The organism is Xylanimonas oleitrophica (assembly GCF_003244315.1).
Classification (GTDB): Bacteria; Actinomycetota; Actinomycetes; order Actinomycetales; family Cellulomonadaceae; genus Xylanimonas_A; species Xylanimonas_A oleitrophica.
This window is the reverse complement of record NZ_QKWH01000004.1, coordinates 280,744-299,594: the sequence shown is the minus strand read 5'-3', so window position 1 is coordinate 299,594 and position 18,851 is coordinate 280,744. Positions and strand designations below refer to the sequence as shown.

General features: G+C 75.3%; 16 protein-coding genes and 3 riboswitches. Of the genes, 5 read left to right on the top strand and 11 right to left on the bottom strand.

The window, feature by feature from the left end:
* Positions 1–101: 101 nt before the first annotated feature.
* Positions 102–473 (bottom strand): sterol carrier family protein, encoded by a 372-nt coding sequence (locus tag DNL40_RS08595; protein WP_111250821.1) that lies wholly within the window; start codon positions 471–473, stop codon positions 102–104.
* Between the two features lie 47 nt (positions 474–520).
* Entirely contained in the window at positions 521–2,002 is a 1,482-nt protein-coding gene (locus DNL40_RS08590; RefSeq protein ID WP_111250820.1) for an RNB domain-containing ribonuclease, read from the bottom strand.
* A gap of 122 nt (positions 2,003–2,124) precedes the next feature.
* Between DNL40_RS08590 and DNL40_RS08585 the strand changes: the two genes are divergently transcribed.
* Positions 2,125–3,060 carry a formate/nitrite transporter family protein gene (locus DNL40_RS08585; RefSeq protein WP_245885775.1) on the top strand — a complete coding sequence of 312 codons (936 nt, stop codon included), beginning with the start codon at positions 2,125–2,127 and terminating at the stop codon, positions 3,058–3,060.
* A gap of 86 nt (positions 3,061–3,146) precedes the next feature.
* Positions 3,147–3,276, top strand: a riboswitch (SAM riboswitch).
* A 16-nt stretch (positions 3,277–3,292) separates the two neighbouring features.
* Positions 3,293–4,510, top strand: a complete 1,218-nt coding sequence (locus DNL40_RS08580; protein WP_111250819.1) for a cobalamin-independent methionine synthase II family protein — start codon at positions 3,293–3,295, stop codon at positions 4,508–4,510.
* A gap of 96 nt (positions 4,511–4,606) precedes the next feature.
* On the opposite strand, the gene DNL40_RS08575 is transcribed toward DNL40_RS08580, so the two are convergent.
* The 6 genes from DNL40_RS08575 to thiO form a co-directional block, all read right to left on the bottom strand.
* On the bottom strand, positions 4,607–5,128 hold the full coding sequence (locus DNL40_RS08575) for a gamma carbonic anhydrase family protein (protein WP_111250818.1): 522 nt from the start codon (positions 5,126–5,128) through the stop codon (positions 4,607–4,609).
* Between the two features lie 76 nt (positions 5,129–5,204).
* Positions 5,205–6,512 carry an LLM class flavin-dependent oxidoreductase gene (locus DNL40_RS08570; protein WP_179951006.1) on the bottom strand — a complete coding sequence of 436 codons (1,308 nt, stop codon included), beginning with the start codon at positions 6,510–6,512 and terminating at the stop codon, positions 5,205–5,207.
* Positions 6,513–6,810: 298 nt separating this feature from the next.
* A riboswitch (SAM riboswitch) is annotated at positions 6,811–6,926 on the bottom strand.
* Positions 6,927–7,076: 150 nt separating this feature from the next.
* Complete coding sequence (locus tag DNL40_RS08565) at positions 7,077–8,279, bottom strand: ThiF family adenylyltransferase (RefSeq protein ID WP_245885774.1); 1,203 nt, start codon at positions 8,277–8,279, stop codon at positions 7,077–7,079.
* Positions 8,276–9,091, bottom strand: a complete 816-nt coding sequence (locus DNL40_RS08560; RefSeq protein WP_111250816.1) for a thiazole synthase — start codon at positions 9,089–9,091, stop codon at positions 8,276–8,278. Before DNL40_RS08560 ends, DNL40_RS08565 begins: the two co-directional genes overlap by 4 nt.
* Before the next feature lies 1 nt (position 9,092).
* Positions 9,093–9,338, bottom strand: a complete 246-nt coding sequence (gene thiS, locus DNL40_RS08555) for a sulfur carrier protein ThiS (RefSeq protein WP_111250815.1) — start codon at positions 9,336–9,338, stop codon at positions 9,093–9,095.
* Entirely contained in the window at positions 9,335–10,585 is a 1,251-nt protein-coding gene (thiO, locus tag DNL40_RS08550; RefSeq protein ID WP_111250814.1) for a glycine oxidase ThiO, read from the bottom strand. The genes thiS and thiO overlap by 4 nt, the downstream gene beginning before the upstream one ends.
* 5 nt (positions 10,586–10,590) lie before the next feature.
* A riboswitch (TPP riboswitch) is annotated at positions 10,591–10,673 on the bottom strand.
* A 54-nt stretch (positions 10,674–10,727) separates the two neighbouring features.
* Here thiO and thiE point away from each other — a divergent pair.
* From thiE to DNL40_RS08530, 3 genes are all read left to right on the top strand, one after another.
* The gene (gene thiE / locus DNL40_RS08545) at positions 10,728–11,378 is read left to right on the top strand and encodes a thiamine phosphate synthase (RefSeq protein WP_111250813.1); all 651 of its coding nucleotides are present in this window, start codon (positions 10,728–10,730) and stop codon (positions 11,376–11,378) included.
* 232 nt (positions 11,379–11,610) lie between these two features.
* Positions 11,611–13,830: an NADP-dependent isocitrate dehydrogenase gene (locus DNL40_RS08535; RefSeq protein WP_111250811.1), complete on the top strand. Its 2,220-nt coding sequence runs from the start codon at positions 11,611–11,613 to the stop codon at positions 13,828–13,830.
* A gap of 113 nt (positions 13,831–13,943) precedes the next feature.
* Positions 13,944–14,963: a CE1 family esterase gene (locus tag DNL40_RS08530; protein ID WP_111250810.1), complete on the top strand. Its 1,020-nt coding sequence runs from the start codon at positions 13,944–13,946 to the stop codon at positions 14,961–14,963.
* Positions 14,964–15,112: 149 nt separating this feature from the next.
* Here DNL40_RS08530 and purL read toward each other — a convergent pair whose 3' ends face one another.
* The 3 genes from purL to DNL40_RS08510 all read right to left on the bottom strand — a co-directional run bounded on the left by purL (position 15,113) and on the right by DNL40_RS08510 (position 18,820).
* A complete protein-coding gene (purL, locus tag DNL40_RS08525; protein WP_111250809.1) occupies positions 15,113–17,455 on the bottom strand; it encodes a phosphoribosylformylglycinamidine synthase subunit PurL in 2,343 nt (780 codons plus the stop codon).
* Positions 17,456–17,619: 164 nt separating this feature from the next.
* Positions 17,620–18,231, bottom strand: a complete 612-nt coding sequence (locus DNL40_RS16400) for an OmpA family protein (protein ID WP_179951005.1) — start codon at positions 18,229–18,231, stop codon at positions 17,620–17,622.
* 1 nt (position 18,232) lies between these two features.
* On the bottom strand, positions 18,233–18,820 hold the full coding sequence (locus DNL40_RS08510; protein ID WP_146252055.1) for a hypothetical protein: 588 nt from the start codon (positions 18,818–18,820) through the stop codon (positions 18,233–18,235).
* Between the last annotated feature and the right edge of the window lie 31 nt (positions 18,821–18,851).

Here is an 18,851-nt window from a genome sequence, read left to right as displayed (position 1 = left end):
AGGGTGAGGGGGGTCACAGTGCCCGGGCAGCGTAGCGGGTCCCTCCGTCACCCGGCCCGCTCAGCGCCGGGCGGTGCCGGCCCGCACCGGGCCGGCGCGCGTCAGCGCTCCCGGGCGGCCTGGAGCGGCAGCAGCGCGGACAGGTCCGCGCGCTCGCCGGAGGCGTGGACGCGACCCGCGGCGACGGCGTCGGCCCAGGAGAGCCGTCCGGTGGCGAGCCCCAGCCACGTCTCGACGTCGGTCTCGACCACGTTGGGCGGCGTGCCGCGCGTGTGGCGGGGGCCGGCCACGGCCTGCACGGCCCCGGCCGGCGGGACGCGCACCTCCACGGCGTGCCCGGGGGCGACGTCGGCCAGCTCCTCGAGCGTGAAGCGCACCGCCGTCGTCACCTCAGGACGGGCGGCCTGGCCGCGCAGCCAGGCGCCGACGGCGGCACGGCCGGCGGCGGGGTCGGTACGGCGTCGGGCAGGCATGACGGGAGGCTAACCCCTCGGGCACGGCCCCCTGCCAGGACGGCCCGTCACGGGTAGGTGAAGCCGACGCGCCGCTCGGCCACCGACGCCTCGGCCAGCGTGACGCGGACGCGCTCGCCCAGGGGCAGCCGGTCGCCGTCGACCCGGGCCCGGACGGCCGGGTCGCGCACCACGACCAGGCCACGCTCGCGCCCGTCGCGCGCCTCGTCGGCGTCGACCACCACGCCGTCGAGCTGCTGACCCACGCGGCCGGCCAGCAGCGCAGCCTCGACCACGTCGACGCAGGCCCGCTCGAACGACGACGCCGTGCGGGCGGTGCGGGCCATCGTGGCCGGGAGCGCCGGCAGGGCCTCGGCCACCCAGCGGGGCACCTCCCGGCCCGCGGAGTGCGCCAGGCAGACCTCGGTGGCGTACCGGTCCACGAGCCGGCGCAGCGGCGCCGTCACGTGGGCGTACTCGGCTGCGATGGCACCGTGCCGGACGTCGGAGGGCAGGCGCGTGACAGCCCCGGCCTGCGGGTCGGCACGGTGCTCCGGGACGCCGAACGCGAGGTAGCCGGCCCCGCGGAACAGCGTCGTGGCCTCGTTGAGGAACGCCGCGTGCGCCGGGCGCCGTGACTCCAGCCGGCGCAGCAGGTCGGCGTAGCGCAGCTCCTCCGGCCAGTCGATGCCGAGGGCGACGGCGGTGCGGCGCAGGCGGGCGACGTCGCGCGGGTCGGCGGCAGGGAGGGTGCGCACGATGCCCACGCCCGCGTCACGCATCATGCGTGCGGCCGCGATGCCCGTCAGCAGCGAGATCTGCGCGTTCCACCCCTCCACCGGCAGGGTGCGGCGGAACGAGAGGCCGAACGACCCGTCGGGCCGCTGGACGACCTCCTGCTCGGGCACGTCGAGGGACACCCCGCCACGGTCGCGCTCCCGCTCCTGGCGGAGGCGGCCGACGTCGGCGAGCAGCTGCAGCGACTCGGGGGCGGTGCCGTCGTCGAGCGCGGACTGCGCCTCGCCGTAGGTGAGGCGGGTGCGCGAGCGCACCGTCGCACGGGTCACGGTGGCCGACGTGATCTCCCCGGACCCGTCGAGCCCGATCGTCCACAGCACCGCGGGCCGGTCCTCCTCCGGCAGAAGGCTCGCCGCGCCCTCCGACAGCGCCGGCGGGTGCAGCGGCGTGCGGATGTCCGGCCCGTAGACGGTGGTGCCCCGCCGGTGCACCTCGACGTCCAGGGCGCTGCCCGGCGTGATAAAGGCTGCCACGTCCGCGATGGCGTAGCGGACGATGTAGCCCTCGCCCGAGGAGGCCACGTGCACCGCCTGGTCGAGGTCCAGGGAGCCGGGCGGGTCGATCGTCACCAGCTCGATGTCGCGCCTGTCCTGGCGGTCGCGGGAGACGTCGCGCAGCGCGGCGGCGCGCGCCTCGTCCAGCACCTCGGGCGGGAACATCGCGGGCAGTCCCAGCTCGGCGCGCAGCGCGGCGAGGGCGGCCCGCACGTCGTCGGACGGGGTCGTCGCGAGGCTCAGGTGACGGGTCGGCACGAGCCGACCCTAAGGCGGGGTGGGGTGCCTGGCGCGGTGAGCACGCCGGGAGCGCACGGGTCCGTGAGCGGGCCGTGCGATAGTGTGGTCTTACCACAACCGTCCGAGAACACGAGGCCCCCGTGTCCGCCACCCGAACCCCCGGCACACCCGCCGCAGCACCTGCCGCGCCCGCTGCCCCGCCCGCCGCCGCACCCGCTGCCGGCACCTCCGGCGGACCCGGCGCGCCGCCCTCCGACCCCTGGCCCGCCGCCACCACCGTCCCGCCGGCCGCGCTCGTCGACGAGATGGTCGCCACCGGCGCGTACAAGGCATCCCGCACCGTGCCCACGATCCTGGTGCGCTCCGTGCTCGGGTCCTTCGTGTTCGGCGCCGTCACCACCCTGGCCGGCACCGTCGCCGTCCAGACCGGCGTGCCGTTCGCCGGCGCCCTCGTGTTCCCCGTCGCGCTGTGCCTCGTGATCCTGCTCGGCCTCGAGCTGGTCACCTCCACCATGGGGCTCGTTCCGCTCGCCTGGTGGCGGGGCCGGGCCACCGGCCGCCAGGTGGTGCGCTCGATCGGCTGGGCCGTCGTCGGGCACACCCTCGGCTGCGGCGTCTTCGCCGTCGTCTTCTGGGCCACCGTCACCGAGATGGGCACCACCCCCGACGCCCCCGTGGCCCTCTGGATGAGGGACCTCGCCGAGCACAAGACGATCCACTACGCCTCCCTCGGCCTGGGGGCGGGGCTCGGACTCGTCGTCCTCAAGGCCGTGCTGTGCAACTGGCTCGTCTCCCTCGGCGCGGTCATGGCGATGACCTCGCGCACCACCGGCGGCAAGGTCGTGGCGATCTGGATGCCCATCACCCTGTTCTTCGGCCTCGGGTGGGAGCACTCGGTGGTCAACCTCTTCGTCATCCCCGCCGGGATGCTCGTGGGCGCCGAGGTCACCTTCGCCGACTGGTGGCTGTGGAACGAGATCCCCGTGCTGCTCGGCAACCTCGTGGGTGCCGCCACGCTCACCGGGCTCGGCCTGTGGGTGGCCCAGCGGGGCACGCTGCCCTGGCGCGACCGGTAGGCCTGCGCCGACGCACGATCCGGATCGTGAGAATCCCCGCCCCGGAGGTGGGCACCGCCGCCCGTCATGGGGTTGACTTCCCAGCAGGTCACGAGCCCCAGCGCGAAGCCCCGGCTGGCTGGGCAGCAACCCCCACGTTCACGGCGGGGTGCTCCGGGAGATGACCTGGCCGCCGGCCGCCCCTCGGGGCGAGCAGCCGCGCGGCAAGCGTGATCGACCCGAGGAGAGAACCGTGCCCAGCAGCACCGACCGCATCCTGACCACCCACGTGGGCTCCCTGCCCCGCAGCCCCCGCCTCCTGGAGGCCAACGCCGCCCGCGCCGCCGGCAGGCTCGACCCCGACGAGCACCGCGCCCTGCTCGGCGAGGCCGTCGCCGACGTCGTGCGCCAGCAGGTCGAGACGGGCATCGACATCGTCAACGACGGCGAGTACGGGCACACCAGCACGCAGTCGGTGGACTACGGCGCCTGGTGGACCTACTCGTTCGACCGCACCGGCGGGCTCGAGGTGGTCGACAACCCCGCCCTCGCCGAGCCGCACCGCTCCGCCCCCGGCAAGGTCGAGCTCACCAGCTTCCTCGACCGCCGCGACTTCACCGAGTTCGCCGACGCCTACGGCGACCCGACGTCGGGCATCCACCTCGCGGACCCGGACCAGCCGCCGCCCGCCTTCCCCACCGCCACCGGACCCCTCCGCTACACCGGGCAGGACGCCGTCGCCGCCGACGTCGCCCACCTGAAGGCGGCGGCAGGGGCGGCCGGCGCCCACGGCGCGTTCGTCGCCGCTCTCTCCCCCGGCTCCGCGGCCCGCATCGGCAACAAGCACTACGCCAGCGACGAGGAGTTCGTGTACGCCTGGGCCGACGTGCTGCGCGAGGAGTACACCGCGATCCTCGACGCCGGGCTCGACCTCCAGCTCGACGACCCCTCCCTGGCCGAGTCGTGGGACCAGGTCAAGCCCGAGCCCGCCGTCGAGGACTACCAGAAGTGGGTGCAGGTGCGGGTCGAGGCCCTCAACCACGCGCTGCGCGGCCTGCCCACCGAGCGCGTGCGCCTGCACGTGTGCTGGGGTTCCTGGCACGGCCCCCACAGCACCGACCTGCCGTTCGAGCACATCGTGGACCAGGTGCTGCAGGCCGACGTGGGCGGCTACAGCTTCGAGGCCGCCAACGTGCGCCACGAGCACGAGTGGCGAGTGTGGGAGGACCGCACCCTGCCGGAGGGCAAGGTGATCGTGCCCGGCGTCGTCTCGCACGCCACCAACGTGGTGGAGCACCCGCGCCTCGTGGCAGACCGGATCGAGCGGTTCGCGCGCCTCGTCGGCAAGGAGAACGTCATCGCCTCGACCGACTGCGGGCTGGGCGGGCGCATCCACCCCCAGATCGCGTGGGCCAAGCTGCGCTCCCTGACCGAGGGCGCCCGCATCGCCTCCCAGGAGCTCTGGGGCTGACGACGGGCGGACGGCGCCGGAGGCCGGGTCCCTGCACAGGGGCCCGGCCTCTCGCACGCCGGGCGTCGGGCACCGCGGGCGTCGGGCACCGCAGGCTCAGGAACCGACGGCGCGCCGGTGCTGCTCGGCGATCTCCTGGTACTGGATCGCGTTGCGCCGTACGCGCTCACGACCTTCCTCGTCGAGCTCGCCACGGACCTTGGCGGGGACGCCGACGGCGAGGTGGTGCGCGGGCACCTCCTGCCCCTCGCGCACCAGCGCCCCGGCGGCGACGAACGCGCCCTCGCGGACCACCGAGCCGTTGAGCAGCGTGGAACCCATGCCGATGAGGCACCCGTCCTCGACGGTGGCGCCGTGCACGATCGCACCGTGGCCGATGCCGACGTTCTCCCCCACGTGGGTGGGCACACCGGTGTCGGTGTGCAGCACGCAGTTGTCCTGGACGTTGCTGCCCGCGCCGAGAACGATCTCGTCCATGTCGCCGCGCAGCACCGCGCCGTAGAAGACGCTGGCGCGCGGGCCGATGCGTACGCGGCCGATCACCGTGGCCGTGGGAGCCAGCCACGCTGTCGGGTCGATCTCGGGCATGTGACCGTCGTAGGGGAGCACCGTCGCCATGGACCGGACACTACCTGCGCACCCGCGGCCCGGCAGGGCCCGGGCGGGCACCACCGGTCCGCGGGTCCCCGGCGGCTCAGCTCGCCACGAGGGCCGGCCGCGCGGCCGGCGAGCGGCCGCCGTCGTCGCGACGGCGCACCCCGCCGCGCCCGTCCCGCCCAGCAGGGGCGCGGCCGGCGGGCGCCTGGTCAGCACGGTCGGCGCGCGCCGTCCGGCCAGCCGTGGCCGCCGCGCGCGCGGACAGCACGCTGGGCAGGCCCAGCGCCCCGCGCAGGGTGCCCGCGTGCCCGTGCCCGGGCCGCGCGGTGCGGAACCGGCCGGCCCGCTGCAGAGCCGGGACCACGCGGCCCACGACGGTGTCGAGATCGGACCCGAGGGACGAGGGCCGCAGCACGAAGCCGTCGGTGGCGCCGGCGTCGACCCAGTCCGTGGCGACGGCAGCCAGGTCGGCAGCGGTGCCCGACACCACCAGCGCCCCGCCGGCGGCGTCGGGCCCCTCGATCGCCTCCACCAGCTCGAGCCGCGCCCGGGCGCTCTCCGGCTCGGCCGCGAGCACCACGTAAGCGTCGACGAGCACCTTGACGTCGTCCGGGTGACGGCCCGCAGCCTGCGCGGCCTCGCGCACGAGGGCGCGCAGCCGGGCGGCGCGGGCGGCGTCGGTCACCCGCAGGCGCACGACGTCGGCCGTCGCTGCCGCGACCTGTGCGCCCTCCTCCTCGTGGGCGCGCACGACGACGGGCGGACGGCCCTGCGGGAGCGGCGCCCCGGACGCCTGCGGGCGGCGCACGGCGAACCGGATGCCGTCGTGGTCCACGCGCACGCGCCCGTCGACGCCGACCTCGGCGGTCTCGGACGCGCCGGCGTCCCACAGGCGTGCCACCTGCGCCACGGACGAGGCGGCGCGCGAGGCCCACTGCTGGTCCGGGGACGCGCCGTCGGCCGGGCGTCCCACCTGCCATCCCGCGCGACCACCGCTCGTGCGGTCGACCCGCGCGATGGCCGCGGCGACGTGCCCCGGGTCGACGTGCACCGCCTCCACGGCGGCCACCAGGCCCACCCCGGACGTCAGCGGGGCCACCCGGGCGGCGGCGACGGCAGCGTCGAGGCGGCCGGGCACCCGGCGCCGCCCGGGGTGCAGCAGGAACCCCTCGTCGAGCGTCACGAGGTCGAGCAGCCCCTGGTCCGCCGTGCGGACCAGGTGGACGAACCGTTCGGCGTCGAAGGGGCGGGGGGCCACCGCCCCGTGCAGGTGGTGGCTGCCGGGACGGGCGCCCGCGGCGGTGAGGTCGACGCCGAGGACGACGTGCGGGCGGGCGGGCTCCGCGCCGTCGGCGGTGGTGCGGGCGGCGGGCTGAGGGTGCGACGAGGCCAGTGGGTGCGACAAGGCGAGCTCCGTTCGAGGGTGCGGCCGCACGGCCGGGCGCACGGGGCGCGACGGCGGTGCAGGCTGCCGGAGAGGGCAGGGAGGGGCCCGCACGGGGCGGGCGGGGCCGGGGCGGGGAGCGCGGGCGTCCGTCAGGACGGACGCGTCAGCGCGACGCGGCGCCGGCGGTGGCGCTCAACGACAGCGACAGGTGGCGCGGGTGTCGCAGACCCGCACGGTGGTGCTCCAGGACGACGCAGCGGCGCGGGGCCTCGTGCTCCGGTTCATGCTGTCTCCTCCAGGTCCCGCCCAGGGGGCGGGCTCGCGTGTTGTCCAGCCGCCGGCCGGCGGCGAACCTGGTCCTCACCCGGGGCACCCACCCGCGCGGGGGGTTGCCGTCCGACCAGCCGGGGCTTCGCGTCGGAGCTCATGACCGCTCAAGACACCGAGACCGCCCTGCCGCCCCGGCGGGGAGACCGGAGGCGTGCCTCGGTGCGCGGGAAACTACGAACCGGTGGGCGGGAAGTCAACGGTGGACCATCGGCGTCTCACATCCCGGACACGCGTCAGGGCGGCGCCGGTCGCTCACCGGGCCGGCGCCGACGACTCCACCTCCCGCGCCCACGCGAGGACGCCGCCCTCCACGCTGCGCGCATCGAGGCCGCTCTCGCGCAGCGTCGCCGCCACCGCCTGCGACCGCGCGCCGGACCTGCACAGCACGTGCACGGGCCGCCCCGCCGCGAGCGCCGCGACCCGTCGCACGCCCTCGGCGCAGCCGGGCCCGAGCTCGCCGGACGGGACCAGGTGCGCGCCGTGGAAGGGGGCCGCCTCGGCCTCCCACGGTTCGCGGACGTCGAGGACGAACGGGGCGCCCCCGCCGGCACGCAGGCCGGCCAGCTCCCGCACGCTCGTGATCGGGGCCGTTGGCGCTGCCGCGCCGCAGTGCGCGGCGTAGAGGTCGAGGCCGTCGACGGCCTCGGGCAGCTCGTGCACCGGGGGTCGCGCAGGGTCCGGGCGGACGGCGAGCTGCCGCCACGTCGCCTCGAGCGCGTCGTAGACGGCGAGCCGCCCGAGCAGGGTGCGCCCCGCGCCGGTGAGCAGCTTGACGGCCTCGGTGGCCATCAGGGAGCCGACGGTGCCGCACATGGCGCCGAGCACGCCGCCCGCGGCGCAGTCCGGCGAGGTCCCGGGCGGCGGCGGGCTGGGGAACAGGTCGCGGTAGGTGACGCCGACGCCTGCCGGCGGCCGCGCCCAGAAGGTGGAGACGTGGCCGGTGAACCGGTGGACGGCTCCCCACACGCACGGCATCCCGAGGACCTCGGCCGCGTCCGAGACGAGGTAGCGGGTGGCGAACGCGTCGCTGCCGTCCACGACGAGGTCGTACCCGGAGAGCAGGTCGAGCGCGTTGTCGAGGGTGAGCCGCCGGCGGTGCTCGACCACCTCGACGTCGGGGTTCACGTCCTCCAGCCGTGCCCGGGCCGAGGCGGTCTTGGGCCGCCCCACGTCCCCGACGCCGTGGAGCACCTGCCGCTGGAGGTTGGAGACGTCGACCACGTCGTCGTCCACGACGCCGAGGGTGCCGACGCCGGCGGCGGCGAGGTAGAGCAGGACGGGGCTGCCGAGACCACCGGCGCCGACCACGAGCACGCGGGCCGCGGCGAGGCGGCGCTGGCCGTCCTCGCCGACGCCGGGCAGCACCAGGTGGCGGGCGTACCGCGCCCGGCGGGCGGGAGGGAGGGCGGCGCCGGGCTCGACGAGCGGGGGCAGCACGCCCTGGGCGCCGCTCACAGCGCGAGGTCCAGGTTGTCCGGCACGCGGACCAGCCCGTCGACGGGCGAGGAGGCCAGCGCGTGCTCGCGGCGCGGGGGCCGGCCTGCGTGGGCGGCGTCGTACCCGGCCTGGACGGCCCAGCGCATGGCGCGGGCCATGCGCACGGGGTCGGCGGCCCGGGTGACGGCGGTGGCGAGCAGCACGCCGTCGCACCCGAGCTCCATGGCGAGCGCGGCGTCGGAGGCCGTGCCGATGCCCGCGTCGAGGATGACGGGCACGGACGCGGCGGCGGCGATCGCCTCGATGTTGCGCGGGTTGGCGATGCCGAGCCCGGAGCCGATGGGCGACCCGAGCGGCATGACGGCGGCGCAGCCGACCTCCTCCAGGCGGCGCGCCACGACAGGGTCGTCGTTCGTGTACGGCAGCACGGTGAAGCCGTCGTCCACGAGGACCTTCGCCGCCTCGACGAGGGCGATCGGGTCGGGCAGCAGCGTGACGTCGTCGGCGATCACCTCGAGCTTGACCCAGTCGGTGCCGCACGCCTCGCGCGCCAGCCGGGCGGTGAGCACGGCCTCGCGCACGGAGAAGCACCCGGCCGTGTTGGGCAGGGCCCGGATGCCGAGGCGCTCGAGGAGGCCCCACACGGACGGGTCGCCCTGGTCGCCCGGGCGGGGGCGGGAGACCCGCCGCATCGCCACGGTGGTCAGCTCGGTGCCGGACGCGACCAGCGCGTCCTCCAGGGCGAGGAGGCTGGCCGCTCCCCCGGTGCCCATGACGAGCCGGGAGCGCAGCGGGGTGCCGGCGATGGTCAGCGGGGCGTCGGTGCTCATCTCAGCCTCCCTGGACGGCGGTGACGATCTCGACCCGGTCGCCGGGGCGCACGCTCGTGGTGGCCCAGGCGCCCCGCGGCACGACGGCGTCGTCGACGGCGACGGCCACGCCCTGCGGCTCGTCTCCGACCACGGCAGCGGGCACCAGGCGGGCGACGAGCTCCGTCACCGGCACGGGACCGTCGAGGGGGTACGGCTCGCCGTTGACGGTGGCCACGGCGGACCCTGCGGGAGGAGAGACGGTCATGCGGGTGCTCCTTCGGGGTGGGCGGTACGGCGGGCCGTGAACCGGCCGGGCCGGGCGTGGCGGGCAGCCGCGTCGAGCGCGGCGGCGACGAGCGCGTCGGTGGCGGGGCCGGCGCAAGGACTGGCGGAGGGGCTGGCGGAGAGGCTGGCGGAGGGGCTGGTGGCGCCCAGCGCGTCGTCGACGACGGCGGCCGTCAGCGGCGTGAGCAGCACCCCGTTGCGGTGGTGGCCCGTGGCCAGCAGCAGGCCCTCGGCCGCCTCGCCGAGCACCGGGGCGCCGTCGGGGCTGCCGGGCCGGGGCCGGGTGGTCGCCTCGACGAAGGTCGCCTCGTCCAGGGCGGGCAGCAGCGCCCGGGCGTCCCGCAGCAGCGCGAAGACGTCGCCGGAACGGGTGCGGGAGTCCTCGCGCTCGTCGGAGGTGGCCCCGACCACCACCTCGCGCCGCCCGTCGGCTCCCGGCCGGCGTGGCACCACGTACACGGGCCGGCCCTGCACGTGGCCGCGCACCACGTGACCGGCCAGCAGGTCCGCGGCGGTCTCCAGCCGCAGGGCGGTGCCCGGCACCGGCCGGGTGGGGGCGTCCGGGTGGAGGGCTCCGCTCGCGTGCCCGGCCGCGAGCACCACCAGCCCGGCGCGGTGCTCGGCCCCGGCGTCGTCCCGGGCGCCGGTCACCGCGCCGCGCGCCCACGTGAGGGCGGTCGCGGCACGGGGCACCAGGGTGGCTCGCGGCGAGGAGCCGACGACGACGGCCAGCGCCCGGTGCACGGCCCGCGGGTCCACCTGGTGGTCGCCGGGTGCACGCGCCGCACCTGTCACGCGCGGCCCCACGGCGGGTTCCAGGCGCCGGGCGGCGTCGGTCCCGATCTCGTGGGACGGCAGGCCCCAGGCCCGGTGCAGGTCCAGGAGCCGGCGCAGCGCTGCCACGTCGTCGGCGTCGTAGGCGAGCACCAGGGTGCCCGTGGTCTCCAGCCCCACCGCCCCGGGCGGCAGGCTCGCGGCCCGCTCCAGCTCGGCGGCGAACCGGGGCCACAGGGCGAGAGAGGCGACGCCCAGCCGGGCGAGCGGCTCCTGCCCGAACCCGGCCTCGCCGACGGGGGCGAGCATTCCTGCGGCGGCCCTCGTCGCGCCGTCTCCCGGTGCCGGGTCCAGCACCGTCACCCGCGCCCCGGCCACCAGGGCACGCCAGGCAGCGGTCAGTCCCACCACGCCCCCGCCGACCACGAGGACGTCGGACGCACGGCGTCCCACGATGCAGCTCCCTTCGCTGGCATGACCCAGATCAGGTTCGACGGTCGGCGCCCCGCGCCCTCTCAGCCCCGTCCGGGGCTCCCGTGCACGCGGTCACTGTAGACCTGCGGCAGCAGCGGCGCGCACCCCTACACTCGCGCCGGTGGACACCCGCACCCGGCTCGCCGACGCGCGCCTGTACCTGTGCACCGACGCCCGCCAGAGCACCGGGGACCTGGAGCCGTTCCTGCACGCGGCCCTGGAGGGAGGCGTCGACGTCGTCCAGCTCCGGGACAAGACGCTGGAGGCGGCACGCGAGCTGGAGCTGCACGCCCTGGTCGCACGGGTCGCCGCCGAGCACGGGGCGTTGTGGGCGGTCAACGACCGGGCCGACCTGGCGCGCCTGGCCGGCGCGCCCGTGGTGCACATGGGGCAGGGCGATCTTCCACCGGCCGCGGTGCGCGACCTGCTCGGCGGCGAGCCCGTGCTGGGCCGCTCGACGCACGCGCTCGCCGAGGCCCGCGAGGCCGAGGCGGACCCGCGCGTCGACTACTTCTGCGTGGGGCCGCTGTGGTCCACGCCGACCAAGCCCGGCCGCCCCGCCGTCGGGCTCGACCTGCTGCGCCAGGTCGCCGCGGAGGCTCCGGCCACGCCCTGGTTCGCCATCGGCGGGATCGACCTCGACCGGCTCGATGCCGTCCTGGAGGCGGGGGCGCGCCGCGTCGTCGTCGTGCGCGCGATCACGCGGGCCGACGACCCGCGTGCGGCCGCGGCGCTCCTGCGGCGGCGGGTCACCGGCGCCGCAGGCGCCTGACGACCACCGCCGCCGCCGGCGCCTGACGGCCACCGCCGCCCGCCGCTGCGGCCCCGAGACACACCGCCGTCGGAGCACGGACGTACGCACGGCCGCGGCCGCGGGACGATTCGAGGCCCGCCACGGCGTCCGATATCTTGATGTCGAGGGAAATCCGCATCACGCCACGCACGCCGTGATGCCCACGCAGCTGCCACCGCAGCGACCGACGACCCAGGGAGCACCGCCGCCCATGGCTGGTAAGTCCACGATCATCTACACCCACACCGACGAGGCGCCCCTGCTGGCGACGTACTCGTTCCTGCCGATCGTCCAGGCCTACGCGGCCCAGGCCGGCGTCGAGCTCGAGACCCGCGACATCTCGCTCGCGGGCCGCATCCTCGCCCAGTTCCCCGAGCGCCTGACCGAGGAGCAGCGGGTCGACGACGCCCTCGCCGAGCTCGGCCGCCTCGCCGAGGAGCCCAGCGCCAACATCATCAAGCTGCCGAACATCTCGGCCTCGGTGCCGCAGCTCAAGGCCGCCATCGCCGAGCTGCAGTCCCAGGGCTACGAGGTGCCGGACTACCCCGAGTCCCCCGTGACGGACGAGGAGAAGGACGTCCGCGCCCGGTACGACAAGGTCAAGGGCTCGGCCGTCAACCCGGTGCTGCGCCAGGGCAACTCCGACCGCCGCGCCCCCGCCTCGGTCAAGGCCTACGCCAAGGCCCACCCGCACCGCATGGGCGCCTGGTCGCCGGAGTCGAAGACGAACGTGGCCACCATGTCCGGCGGCGACTTCCGCTCCAACGAGAAGTCCGTCGTGATCCCCGCCGACGACACGCTGACGATCCGCCTGGTGGCCCAGGACGGCTCGACGACGGTGCTCAAGGACGGTCTGAAGGTCCTGGCCGGCGAGGTCGTCGACGGCACCTTCATGTCGGTCAAGGCGCTGCGCGCGTTCCTCGCCGAGCAGGTGGCCCGCGCCAAGGAGGAGGACGTCCTGTTCTCGGCGCACCTCAAGGCCACGATGATGAAGGTCTCGGACCCGATCATCTTCGGCCACGTGGTGCAGTCGTTCTTCCCCGAGCTGTTCGAGAAGTACGGCGACCAGCTCCGCGCCGCGGGCATCTCCCCCAACGACGGCCTCGGCGCCCTGCTGGCCAAGGTCGACGCGCTGCCCGACGCCGAGGCGGTCAAGACCGCCGTCGAGCAGGGCCTCGCCCAGGGCCCGGCGCTGGCGATGGTGAACTCCGACAAGGGCATCACCAACCTGCACGTGCCCTCCGACGTCATCATCGACGCCTCCATGCCGGCGATGATCCGCGCCGGCGGCAAGATGTGGGGCCCGGACGGCGCCGAGCACGACACGCTGGCCGTCATCCCGGACTCGTCCTACGCCGGCGTCTACCAGGCCGCGATCGACGACTGCCGCACGAACGGCGCCCTCGACCCGGCCACCATCGGCTCCGTGCCGAACGTGGGCCTCATGGCCAAGGCCGCCGAGGAGTACGGCTCGCACGACAAGACGTTCGAGATCCCCGTGGCCGGCACCGTCGAGGTCGTCGACGGCTCGGGGCAGGTGCTCATCTCGCACGAGGTCGAGCCCGGCGACATCTGGCGCGCCTGCCAGACCAAGGACGCCTCGATCCGCGACTGGATCGCTCTGGCCGTGCGCCGCGCCCGCGCCACCGGCGTCCCGGCCGTGTTCTGGCTCGACGCCGACCGCGCCCACGACGCCAACCTCATCGGCAAGCTCGAGCAGTACCTGCCCGAGCACGACACCGAGGGCCTCGAGATCCTCGTCATGGCCCCCGCCGAGGCGACGAGCTACTCGTTCGCCCGCATGCGCCAGGGCCTGGACACCATCTCGGTGACCGGCAACGTGCTGCGCGACTACAACACGGACCTGTTCCCCATCCTCGAGGTGGGCACGTCCGCGAAGATGCTCTCGATCGTGCCGCTGATGAACGGCGGCGGCCTGTTCGAGACGGGCGCCGGCGGCTCGGCCCCCAAGCACGTGCAGCAGCTCGTGGAGGAGAACTACCTGCGCTGGGACTCCCTCGGCGAGTTCTTCGCGCTGGCCGCCTCGTTCGAGCACCTGGCCCAGGCGACGGGCAACGCCCGCGCCCAGGTGCTGGCCGACACCCTCGACCGCGCCACGGGCACGTTCCTCAACGAGGACAAGTCGCCCACGCGCCGCATCGGCGGCATCGACAACCGCGGCTCGCACTTCTACCTGGCCCTGTACTGGGCCCAGGAGCTGGCCGCGCAGTCCGACGACGCCGAGCTCGCCGCCGCGTTCGCCCCGCTGGCCGCCACCCTGGCCGCCAAGGAGTCGACCATCGTCGAGGAGCTCGTCGCGGTGCAGGGCCAGCCGGCCGACGTCGGCGGCTACTACCGCCCCGACGACGAGCGTGCGACGGCCGTGATGCGCCCGTCGGCCACGTTCAACGAGGCGCTCGCGTCGCTCTGAGCAGCGCCGTGACCGCCTGAGGGGCGGGCCACCCAGGCCGGGGTGGCCCGCCCCTCGCGCATCTCGACGGGACCGCAGCGGCGAGGCACCGCCCTCTGACCGAGGATGGTCGGATGACGGCTCGTCCGGGTGTCCTGACGCTCGCCACCATCGTGGTGCTCGCCCTGCTCGCCGCCTGCAGCCCTGGACCGCCGTCGTCCGCGCCTCCCGCGAACGGCCCCGACCACGCCGCGCCGACCGGCACCGAGGGTGCTGGGCCGGCCGGCCCCCAGCGCACGCTCGGCACCACGCCGACGCTGCCGCCGCCCGTCGCCCCCGGGGAGGACGGGGAGCTGGTCACCGCCACGCACCCCGACCGGCCGTTCGCGATCCGGGTACCGGCCTCGTACACCCCGCAGGAGCCCGCCCCGCTGGTGCTCCTGCTGCACGGTTACGGGTCCCAGCCGCGCTGGGTCGAGCAGCTCGGCGGCATCGGGTCGGCCGCCCAGCAGGCGGGGGCCCTCGTGGTCTCCCCCGCGGGCACCGAGGACGAGCAGGGGCTGCGCTTCTGGGACGCCACCGACGCCTGCTGCGACTTCTTCGGTGCCGCCCCGGGAGACTCCTCCTACCTCGCCGACGTCGTCACCACCGTCGGCGAGCGGTACGCCGTCGACCCCCGGAACGTGGTGGCGGTCGGCCACTCCAACGGCGGCTTCATGGCCTACCGCCTCGCGTGCGAGCAGGCCGACCTGTTCCGCGCCGTGGTCTCCGTGGCCGGCGCGATGGCGGACGACGCCGGGGCGTGCGCCCCGTCCCGCCCCGTCTCCGTCCTGCAGGTGCACGGCACCGCCGACGACACGATCCTCTACGCCGGCGGCACGCTGCCGCCGGAGGGCGCCCGCTACCCGTCGGCCGCCGACAGCGTCGCCGCCTGGGTGACGCTCGACGGGTGCGACCCGGCCGCCCAGCAGGCGGGTGACCCGCTCGACCTCGACACGAGCCTGGCCGGCGCGGAGACGCAGGTGACCACCTGGACGCAGGGCTGCGAGGACGGTTCCCGGGTGGCGCTGTGGACGGTGGACGGCGGCAGCCACAGCCCCGCGTTCGGCCCCTCGTTCGGCGAGGCGGTGCTCGGCTGGGCGCTGGTGCCGTAGGGCGGCGGGCGCTCCGTCGGCGGCTGTGCCCAGGACTGTGCTCAGGGCAGCTCGCGGGTCTGCTCCGGGTCTGCTCTGGCACCGCAGACGACTCGCGCCCTCCACCCCGCAGGCGCAGGGTGAAGGGCTCGGGTCGTGGTCGTGCCGCGTCAGCCGAAGATGCGCGGCAGCGTGCCCTCGAACGCCTCGCGGGCCTCGTCCAGCGCGATGTCGAACCCGCCTGCAGCCGACTCGACGACGACGGCGTCCCCGCCGGTCTCGCCCAGCGCCACCACGGGCACGCCCGCCACCTCGGCCGCCGCGACCAGCTCAGCCTCGCGGGCCGGGTCCACGGCCACCAGGGCACGCGCCGTCGTCTCGCTGAACAGCGCCACGAACGGGCTCACGCCGTCGCGCTGCGTCACACCGTCGAGCGAGACGCGGACGCCCACACCGAAGCGCAGGGACGCCTCCAGCAGCGCCTGGGCGAGACCGCCCTCGGACAGGTCGTGCGCGGCGGCGGCCAGGCCGTCGCCGCGGGCCGCGACGAGCACCGACGCCAGGGCCTTCTCCGCGGCCAGGTCCACGCGCGGGGGAAGGCCGCCCAGGTGCTGGTGCTCGACGTCGGCCCAGGCCGACCCGTCGAGCTCGTCGGCCGTGGCACCCAGCAGCAGCACCCTGAGGCCGGCGGACTGCCAGCCCGACGCCGTCGCGGTGCGCACGTCGTCCAGCACGCCGAGCACGCCCACCACCGGGGTGGGGTGGATGGCCGAGTCGATGCGGCCGGGCTCGCCCGTCTCGTTGTAGAGCGACACGTTGCCGCCGGTCACCGGGACGCCGAGCTCCTGGCACGCGTCGGCCAGGCCCTCGATGGCCTCGACGAGCTGCCACATCGAGTCCGGGTTCTCGGGCGAGCCGAAGTTGAGGCAGTCCGTCACGGCCATCGGGGTGGCGCCGGTGACGGCCACGTTGCGGTACGCCTCGGCCAGCGCCAGCGCCGCACCCGCCCGCGGGTCCAGCTTGGCGTAGCGGCCGTTGGCGTCCGTGGCCAGGGCCACGCCCAGGTTCGTGGACTCGTCCACGCGCACCACACCGCCGTCGTCGGGCTGGGCCAGGGCGGTGTTGCCCTGCACGAACCGGTCGTACTGGTCCGTCACCCACGACTTGGAGGCCAGGTTGGGCGAGGCGAGCAGGCGCAGCGCGGTGGCGCGCAGCTCGTCCGCGCTCTCCGGTCGGGCCAGGCTCGCCGTCGTCGACGCGTTGAGCTCGTCCTGCCACGCCGGGCGCGCGTACGGGCGGTGGTAGACCGGGCCCTCGTGCGCCACCGTGCGCGGGTCCACGTCCACGATGCGCTGCCCGTGGTGGTCGATGGTCAGGCGGCCGGAGTCGTTGACCTCACCGATCACCGACGTCTCGACGTCCCACTTGGCGGTGATCGCCAGGAACTCCTCGAGCTTCTCCGGCCGCACCACGGCCATCATGCGCTCCTGCGACTCCGACATGAGGATCTCGCCCGCGTTGAGCGACGGGTCGCGCAGCAGCACCGAGTCCAGGTCCACGTGCATGCCGCCCTCACCGTTGGAGGCCAGCTCCGAGGTGGCGCACGAGATGCCCGCCGCCCCCAGGTCCTGGATGCCCTCGACCACGTCCGCCGAGAACAGCTCGAGGCAGCACTCGATGAGCACCTTCTCCATGAACGGGTCGCCCACCTGCACGCTCGGGCGCTTGGCGGGCACGCCGTCCTCGAACGTCTCCGACGCGAGGATCGACGCTCCGCCGATACCGTCGCCACCGGTGCGCGCACCGAACAGGATCACCTTGTTGCCCACGCCCGACGCGTTGGCCAGGTGGATGTCCTCGTGCCGCAGCACACCCACGCACAGCGCGTTGACCAGCGGGTTGCCCTGGTACGAGGCGTCGAAGACGAGCTCGCCGCCGACGTTCGGCAGGCCCAGGGAGTTGCCGTAGCCACCGACGCCGGACACCACGCCGTGCACCACGCGGGCCGTGTCCGGGTTGTCCACCGCGCCGAAACGCAGCTGGTCCATCACGGCCACGGGACGGGCGCCCATCGAGATGATGTCGCGCACGATGCCGCCCACACCGGTCGCAGCACCCTGGTACGGCTCCACGAACGACGGGTGGTTGTGCGACTCGACCTTGAACGTCACCGCCCAGCCGTCACCGATGTCGACGACGCCGGCGTTCTCCCCGATGCCGACCAGCAGGTGCTGCTTCATCTCCTCGGTGACCCGCTCGCCGAACTTGCGCAGGTGCACCTTGGAGGACTTGTAGGAGCAGTGCTCCGACCACATCACCGAGTACATGGCCAGCTCTGCGGCCGTGGGACGGCGACCCAGGATCTCGCGGATGCGCTCGTACTCGTCCGGCTTGAGGCCGAGCTCGGCGTACGGCTGGGTCTCGTCCGGCGTCGAGGCCGCGTTCTCCACGGTGTCGAGCCGCGGGCGGGGGGCGGGGGAAGCAGCCTGGACGGTCGGGTCAGCGGCGGTCATCAAGATCCCTCGGGTCGCTAGGTGCCCGGGACCGGGTGATCACCGCCCCGGGAACGGGGCCGGCATCCGGCATCGGTCCGGGCGAGGCTCGGCCAGTCTACCGGCGCCGTGACCGAGCTCCGCCGCACGCGTCGCGCCGGTAGACGGCGGCACGCGGCCGCGCGTCAGCCGGCGTACCGCAGCTCGACCCGTCGGTTCTCCGCCCGAGCAGCCGCGACGTCGTCCCCGGTCTCCGGCACCTTCAGGCGCGTCTCGCCGAACCCTTGGACGTCGAGCACCAGGTCGGGCCGGGCCTGGGCGACGGCTTCGGCCACCGAGCGTGCCCGGCGCTCGGACAGCTCCTGGTTGAACGCGTCCTCGTCCACGGTGTCGGTGTGGCCGTGGACGGCGAGCGCCGCGCCCTGGGGCACCGGGACCACGAGCTCGCCGATCTTGGCCACCGCTGCCGGCGAGAGGTCCGCGCTCGAGGACGCGAACAGGATGTCACCGGCCAGCGTCACGACGGTCTCGCCGGCCTCTTCCTCCACGGTCTCGAGCCCGCGGACCGTGTTCTTGAAGGAGTACTCGCGGACCGTGTCCTGGGCCGAGTAGCCGCGGACGGACTCGGCGATCGCCCGGGAGCTCGGTGCCTGGTCCGGCAGCCCGAGCTCCTCGGCGACCTCGGCGAGGGTCTGCCAGACGTAGCCCGGCTCGTCCGCCTGTGCGGGCAGGGCGGCCCCGGAGACCAGCAGCAGCGTCAACCCGCCCGGCACGAGCGCACGACGACGGCCTCGCACGTCAGTCCTCCCGCACGATCGGCACGTCCTCGAACACCGGCCAGGACGCGTGCAGCTGCACGTCGATGGTGTCGATGTCGTCCACCGGTGCCGCGAACCAGGTCTGGTAACCGACCGACTCGCCCTCGAACGCCTTGGCGTGCACCGCGTCGGTGGACCAGGTGCCCGCCGTCCAGTGCACCGCCCGGTACTCCTTCAGGTTCTCGCGGTCGATCAGGACGATGCCGATCGTCTGGTCGAACATCTGGAACACCGAGACCGCGCTGCCGTCGTTGTCATACAGCGGGGTGAGCACCAGGCGCAGGTTCATGACGTCGCCCTCGACCGCCAGGCGCTGGATGCCGACGCGGACCTGATCGTCCCGGGAGCCCGGCACGGTGAACGTCCCGTCGGCGATCACGTCGTCAGGGTCGGGCCCCTCCACGGTGATGACGTCGGCAGACGCTCCACCGGCGTCGCCGTCAGCCTCCTGGGCGGCCGACGGCGGGTCCACCTCGGCGGCGCCACCAGCACCGGTGCACCCCGCCAGCAGCGCCACGGTCACCGCGGCGCCGACCGCCGCGCCCGCGCGCGTCCTTCGCCTCGCCATGCCTCGTGCCCTCCAGATCCTCGACGACACG